Source organism: Paraclostridium benzoelyticum, from assembly GCF_001006285.1.
Lineage (GTDB): Bacteria > Bacillota > Clostridia > Peptostreptococcales > Peptostreptococcaceae > Paraclostridium > Paraclostridium benzoelyticum.
On the sequence record NZ_LBBT01000228.1, the window covers coordinates 1 to 7,068 of the forward strand.

Here is a 7,068-nt window from a genome sequence, read left to right on the forward strand (position 1 = left end):
ATACTTTAATTTGTTTGGTTTTAAATAAAATGTCTAAAAAAAAAAAGAAAATATCAAAGGGAATCATGAGAAAAAAATAGAAATTTTAAATAGAATTATTTTTAATGTGGTTTTTATAAGTGGGGGGTAAAATGAAATATAAATGTATTGAGGAAGATATATTAAAATCCTCGCCTACTCCATATATAGTTGGAGAAATATGCACAATAACAGATAAAAAAAATGTAATAAAAATCAATTTTATAAGTGAAACATTAAAAAACATTTTAGATACAGATGAAACTAAGATAGTAGGCGAAGAAAAATTTCATATTTTAGATGGAAATAAAAGCATAGATATATTTGAACATATAATAAATGAAAAAAAAGTAAGTGTTAATGTTAAAAATAGTAGCGCAAACTTTGAATTAATATCTACAAACTTATATGATAACAATTATGTAATTTGGTTTGTTGATAAAAATGAACAAATAGAACATGAGATAAACAACAAAATAAGAGGTGATTTTTTCGCAAATCTATCTCATGAACTTAGAACGCCGTTAAATATAATCTTTAGCTCACTTCAAGTTTTGGACTTAAAATTAAAAAATATAGAAAAGAAAGAAGATCAATCAATCACAAAATATATAAATATGGCAACTCAAAACACATATAGATTACTTAAATTGGTAAACAATCTAATTGATTCAAACAAAATAACATCTGGATACTTTGAATATAATCCTCAAAACTATGATATTGTATATTTTGTAGAAAGTATTTGTCAATCTATTGTAGACTTTGCTAAGCAAAAAAATATAGAAGTTATATTTGATACTGAGATAGAAGAAAAAATAATTTCTTTCGATTTAGACAAAATGGAACGAATAATACTAAATATACTATCTAATTCAATTAAGTTTACAAAAGAACAAGGGAAAATAGAAATTTATATAAGAGAATCAAATGAAATGTTAGAAATAGAAATATCTGATGATGGAATAGGAATACCTCAAAATAAATTAAATTCTATATTTGAAAGATTTAAGCAAGTAGAAAATAATACTATAAGAAGTGGAGAAGGTAGTGGAATTGGATTATACTTAGTAAAAAGCTTAGTTGATATGCATGGAGGTTATATAGATGTTGAGAGTGAGCTTGGACTTGGCACAACATTTAAGATAAGTATACCTGCTGAAATAGAAGAAGAATATGAATGTAATATAATAGAAAAGAACCTACAAAATTCTTATATAGAAAAAATAAAAGTAGAATTTTCTGATATTTATGCATAAACAAAGGTCTCGATTACAAATTGTAATCGAGATTTTTGTATTTATTTGCTATAATTAAAGTATAAATTCGGTATACAGAATAAGGGGAGATAAATTTGATCGTTCATAGTTATGAAGATGTTTTACAAGTATGTCCTATACCGTATGTATGGGGAAAACGTATAAGTAACAAAAATGGAAGCTTTGACTATATAATTAAGGGTGGAAATGAATTATTACTAAAAAAATTAAAAATGGAAAGTGAGGATACGATATTAAATAAGGATGTATGTGAGATATTAGGGATATCAAAAGATGAAATTGAATTATTTGATGAAGTAAGTAATAATAACTTTACAAGGTATCAATATGTTTGTAATTTAAAAGATATATATAAAGTAACTTTAAATATAGATAAATATGATAATTTTTATATGTGGTTTCAGGTTTATCATGTAAGTAGCAATTACAATTTACTAATTCAAAATAATTTAAAAGCCATAATTTGGACAAAAGATATTAATGGTAGATACATAAAGGTTAATAGAAACTTTGAAGAATTAGTTGGCATGCCTAAAGGGGAAATAATAGGTAAGAAAAATAAAGAACTTGAAATTCACAATGGATTTGAACATATGGAAGAATATGAAAAGTTAATATTAGATAAAAAAGAAGATGCTATTGAAAAAATAATATTTGAGGATAATAAATGGGTTAGTATTTTTATACATCCAATGATTGATGAAGATAAAAATGTTATAGGAACATATGGATTTAAAATTTATGATTATGTAAACTCAAAGACACCAATAGGGATAGAAAATAGAAACAAAATGCTAGAAATAATTGTAGACAACTTACCTATACCTATTTTTTATAAAGATGTCCAAGGGGTATATTTGTACTGTAATGAAGCTTTTGGAGAATTACTAGAATTAGATAGAAAAAAAATTATTGGTAAGAAAGATTACGATTTAAATTTAAAAGAAGAAAAAATAATTGAGTATAGAGAAGCTGATAATAAAGTGATCAAACATAAAATTACAAATGTAAATGAAGATTTTATGGAAAGAAATTCAGGAGACAAATACGTAGAAATTACTAAGGTTCCTTTATGGGATTATAGAAAAAAAGTAATAGGTGTAATTGGGATTATAATAGATTTAACTCAAAAAAAAGCCACCGAAAGAGAGCTTGAGAAACTTAGATTAGACTTTTTTTCAAATTTAACTCATGAATTTAGAACTCCATTAAATTTAATATTTTCATCAGTTCAGTTAATAGATCAAAGTATTCCAAAGATAGAAAAAGGTGATATTAATATATTAATAAGATATTTAAATATAATAGATCAAAATGGAATGCGGCTTTTAAAGTTAGTTAATAATTTAATTGATTCAACCAGAATTGATTCAGGTTGTGTAGATTATAATCCTCAAAATCAAGATATAGTAAGCTTTGTAGAAAACATATGCGATTCGGTTGTAGAGTTTAGTAAGTCTCAAAATATAGATCTAATTTTTGACACTGACCAAGAAGAGAAAATTATATCTTTTGATAGTGACAAAATGGAGAGAGTGATACTAAACTTATTATCTAATGCAATAAAATATAATAAAGAAAACGGTCAAATAGATGTTGGGATTAGATGTAATCCAGAACATATAGATATAAGCATTAAAGATACTGGAGTAGGGATACCTAAAGATAAAATTAATGATGTTTTTGAAAAATTTAAACAAGTTGATAATAGGTTGACTAAAATAAGTGAAGGTAGTGGAATTGGACTTTCTATAGTTAAATCCTTAGTGGAATTGCATGATGGAACTATAAGTGTAAAAAGTGAAATAGGAGTTGGAACAGAGTTTGAAGTGAAAATTCCAAATCAAATAGTTTTACAGGGTTCAAGTAAAAATTCTATTCAAAATGAATCTATTAATATAGATAAAAAAATACAGATAGAGTTTTCTGATATATATTAAGATTAAACGGCCTAAAATCAAGTGTGTAGTAAAAATTACTTGATTTAGGCTGTTTTTAGTAGATTATCATATTAAATTTTTATATTGAGTAAGTAGTATAAGTTATACAATATTAAATTTATAGAAATAAATTTTAAAACCTTATTAACATATCTCTCACCTTTTGAACTGGTTTTTAATCTAGATAGTTTGAAATTAAAACCTAAAGGGAAAAATAAATCAACACCTTCATATGTGAAAATATCTAATAATATATGAGAGGCATATCCCAAAAACATACCATATGAGGAACAAATTAATATAATATTTTTATCTCCTATTAAAACTATTAATTTTAAAAATTCTGATAGAATTAATAGAAATAAAATACTATGAGTAAAACCTCTATGTTTTGTTCGCTTTGAAATAAACTTTGACAAGTGAGGCCATTTTTTACTCATATAAGACTTTCTAGTATCTAAATCGGGTAATAAAGATCCTAAATTAGCAAACTGAAAATAAATAAAAAAAAGCATCAATTTATATAAAGTATTAAAGTTATCTAAATATACATTGCTAAAAGCAGAAAACGTAAGAGCTGCAATTAAGTATCCTCCAGATGAATGTGTTTCCTTTGTCATTAAAATACCCTTTCTAATAATTGGTTATTTAAACCTTATTATATATCAAAAAAAATGAATATGGAATCGAACAAATATAAAAACTTAATTTATTTTAAAATAATATACTGTATACAATTTAAAAAAAGTGTAATTAGTAGTATAATTAAAATGATGGGGAAAAAAGGAGGAAACTAAATGGACAAAGAAAAAACGTGTAATCTATTAAAGCATACTGAAAATTTAAAATTTAAACTTATATTAGAAAGTACTATAATAGGAGCGATTGTTGGAGTTACGATAGTACTTCACAGAATATTATTAGAAAAAGTAACTAATGTATTTATGTGGTTTTACTCTAATAGTAAAGGAAATTTAATAAATACTATTTTACTATTTGGATTATTAATCATAAGTGGATATATAGTAGGACTTATGGTGAAAAAGGTGCCATTAATTAGTGGTAGTGGTATACCTCAGGTAGAAGGAATACTAATGAAAAAATTAAAAGGAAGCTGGGTAAGTGTTTTAATAAATAAATTTGTAGGTGGGCTTATAGCATTAGGAGCAGGTTTATCACTTGGAAGAGAAGGCCCTTCTGTTCAAATGGGAGCTAGTATAGGCGAAGGATTTTCAAAAGTTTTTAAAAGAGTTAGTGTTGAAGAAAAATATTTAATAACTAGTGGAGCAAGTGCAGGATTAGCAGCGGCTTTTAATGCACCGATATCAGGAGTAATGTTTGCATTAGAGGAGGTTCATAAAAACTTTTCGCCATTAGTTTTACTTTCAGTTATGGCATCTGCATTAACGTCTGACTTTATTACAAAAACATTTCTAGGAATTGGGAAATCACTTAACTTTGTAGGTGTTAGAGCTTTAGATTTAAAATATTATTGGCTTTTGATACTATTAGGTATTATAGTTGGGATAAGTGGAGTTATATTTAACAGTGGAATTTTAAAAACCCAATATATGTTTAAAAAATCAAAATTAAGCACTGAGATAAAAGTAATAATCCCATTTTTAATAACTGGTGTCGTGGGATTAACTGCACCAATTTTATTAGGTGGAGGACATGAACTTATAATGTCTTTAGATAAAAGCTCAATGACATTAAAAATGCTATTATTATTTTTATTGATTAAATATTTACTTACATTTGTAGGATTTGGATCAGGGGTACCTGGAGGGATATTTTTCCCTTTATTAGTTCTTGGAGCATTAATTGGAAATATATTTGGAATAGTAGCAGTTAATGTATTTGATATACCAAGTATGTATATATTAAATTTTATAATACTTGCTATGGCTGGAAATTTTGCATCTATAGTAAAAGCACCTATAACTGGAATTATATTAATATGTGAGATGACAGGAAGCTTTAATCACTTATTATCACTTTCTATTGTATGTATAATTGCATATATAACATCTGATTTATTTAAATCTGAACCTATATATGAAAGTTTACTTGAAAGATGCTTAGAGAGTGGCAATAACAAATTTGAATCTAACTCATCTAGAAAAAGTCTGATGGAAGTTGCGGTTCATTTAGGGTGTGAAATAGAGCATAAACAGGTAAAAGATGTAAAATGGCCAGAAAATTGTTTGATAGTATCGATAACAAGAGGAGGTAAAGAGATAATTCCAAAAGGAGATACTACTTTAATTGGAGGAGATTATTTAACTATAATGGCAGATGAAGAAAATTCTGCATGTGCTTTAGACTATGTAACAGATTTAACATCTAATATAAAATTATTATAGAATTTTATTGAGCTCAATCACATATATATTAAAAATGTACAAGGTACAAATTTGATATATGATAGGTGATTGCATGAGAAGAAAAAAGCTTATAATAAATGCAATAATAATGACATTCTCAACTATTATATTTGGATTTATATCTATGTTTTTCAGGGTATATTTATCCAAAAAAATAGGACCGGAAGGAATGGGATTGTATCAGCTTATAATGTCTGTATATATTATGGCTGTAACATTTTCGAGTGCTGGAATCAGAATAGCAATTACAAGGCTTGTTGCAGAACAAGTAGGAAAAGGAAATAATAAGGGTATCAGAACTATAGTAAATAAAGGATGTATATACAGTTTGTTTTTCAGTGTATTAACATCTATTGTACTTTTTTATGGAGCGGAATATATAGGCAATGTATTTTTAAACGATGTAAGATCTGTACTATCATTAAAAATATTAGCTTATAGTTTACCGTTTATAGGAATTTCTTCTTGTTTAAGTGGTTACTTTTATGGAGCGAGGGAAGTTGTTAAGTCTGTTTCAGCAGAAATTTTAGAACATTTATTAATGATGGCAATTTCTATAGCAGCTATTACTATATTTATAGATGCTAACATAGAAAATATATGCGCACTTATATGTGTAGGTATGGCTGTAGGTAATATAGTATCTTGTATATATGCCTACATATTGTGTGCACTTAAAACAAGACCATTAAGTAGAACTGTATGTTGTAGCAATTACAATGAATGTAGAATTAGTGACATAAGTAAAATAGCATTTCCAATAGCATCAAGTTCATATATTCAAAGTGGACTTAGGACTATAGAAGATATATTAATACCTAATGCTCTTAGAATGTCTGGGACTTCGATTTCGGCATCTTTATCAATATTTGGAATGATAAAAGGTATGGCGCTTCCTATAATAAATTTTCCAGCAGTATTTTTAAGTTCATTTGCAACTTTGATAATACCAGAAATATCAGAAGCACACTCATTAAATAGGAATAAAATGGTAAATTTTATAATTTCTAATGTATTTAGAATAACATTTATAATATCAATATTTGCATCAGGTGTTTTTATTGCATTTGCAAGCGATATAGGAATGGCAGTTTATAGCAATAAAGATATAGGGCCTATAATTAGAATTTTAGCCCCAGTAATACCTATAATGTATTTAGAAAGAATAATGGATGGGATTTTAAATTCTTTAAACAAGCAAGTTGCATTGTTAAAAATAAATTTATTTGATATGGTTATTAGAATTCTTATAATATACTTTATAATACCTACAAAGGGCATAGAAGGGTTTATATTAGTTATATTTATAAGTAATATTATTAACTTTGGATTGAATATGATAAATGTTTTAAAAACTACCAAGTTACAATTTAAAATGTTTAATTGGGTTATAAAACCAATTTTATGCATAGGTGTATCTGTTATAATAGCTTCATTTATAGG

5 protein-coding genes are annotated in these 7,068 nt (G+C 26.1%); 4 read left to right on the forward strand and 1 reads right to left on the reverse strand.

Annotation, left to right across the window (positions count from 1 at the left end; genetic code table 11):
* The first annotated feature begins 131 nt into the window (after positions 1-131).
* Both VN21_RS11355 and VN21_RS17910 read left to right on the forward strand, forming a co-directional pair.
* On the forward strand, positions 132-1,277 hold the full coding sequence (locus VN21_RS11355) for a sensor histidine kinase (RefSeq protein ID WP_064503613.1): 1,146 nt from the start codon (positions 132-134) through the stop codon (positions 1,275-1,277).
* Between the two features lie 95 nt (positions 1,278-1,372).
* A complete protein-coding gene (locus VN21_RS17910; RefSeq protein ID WP_052952051.1) occupies positions 1,373-3,238 on the forward strand; it encodes a hybrid sensor histidine kinase/response regulator in 1,866 nt (621 codons plus the stop codon).
* Between the two features lie 71 nt (positions 3,239-3,309).
* On the opposite strand, the gene VN21_RS11365 is transcribed toward VN21_RS17910, so the two are convergent.
* Entirely contained in the window at positions 3,310-3,858 is a 549-nt protein-coding gene (locus VN21_RS11365; protein WP_046823383.1) for a metal-dependent hydrolase, read from the reverse strand.
* A 177-nt stretch (positions 3,859-4,035) separates the two neighbouring features.
* On the opposite strand from VN21_RS11365, the gene VN21_RS11370 reads away from it, so the two are divergent.
* Together VN21_RS11370 and VN21_RS11375 are read left to right on the forward strand one after the other, a co-directional pair.
* Positions 4,036-5,604: a ClC family H(+)/Cl(-) exchange transporter gene (locus VN21_RS11370; RefSeq protein ID WP_046823384.1), complete on the forward strand. Its 1,569-nt coding sequence runs from the start codon at positions 4,036-4,038 to the stop codon at positions 5,602-5,604.
* 73 nt (positions 5,605-5,677) lie between these two features.
* On the forward strand, positions 5,678-7,068 hold a 1,391-nt coding region (locus VN21_RS11375; RefSeq protein ID WP_046823385.1), incomplete at its 3' end, for an oligosaccharide flippase family protein.

Bases quoted from the DNA above. Each gene is read 5' to 3' on its own strand.
- VN21_RS11355 (WP_064503613.1), top strand. From the start codon at position 132: ATGAAATATAAATGTATTGAGGAAGATATATTAAAATCCTCGCCTACT.
- VN21_RS11365 (WP_046823383.1), bottom strand. From the start codon at position 3,858: ATGACAAAGGAAACACATTCATCTGGAGGATACTTAATTGCAGCTCTT.
- VN21_RS11370 (WP_046823384.1), top strand. From the start codon at position 4,036: ATGGACAAAGAAAAAACGTGTAATCTATTAAAGCATACTGAAAATTTA.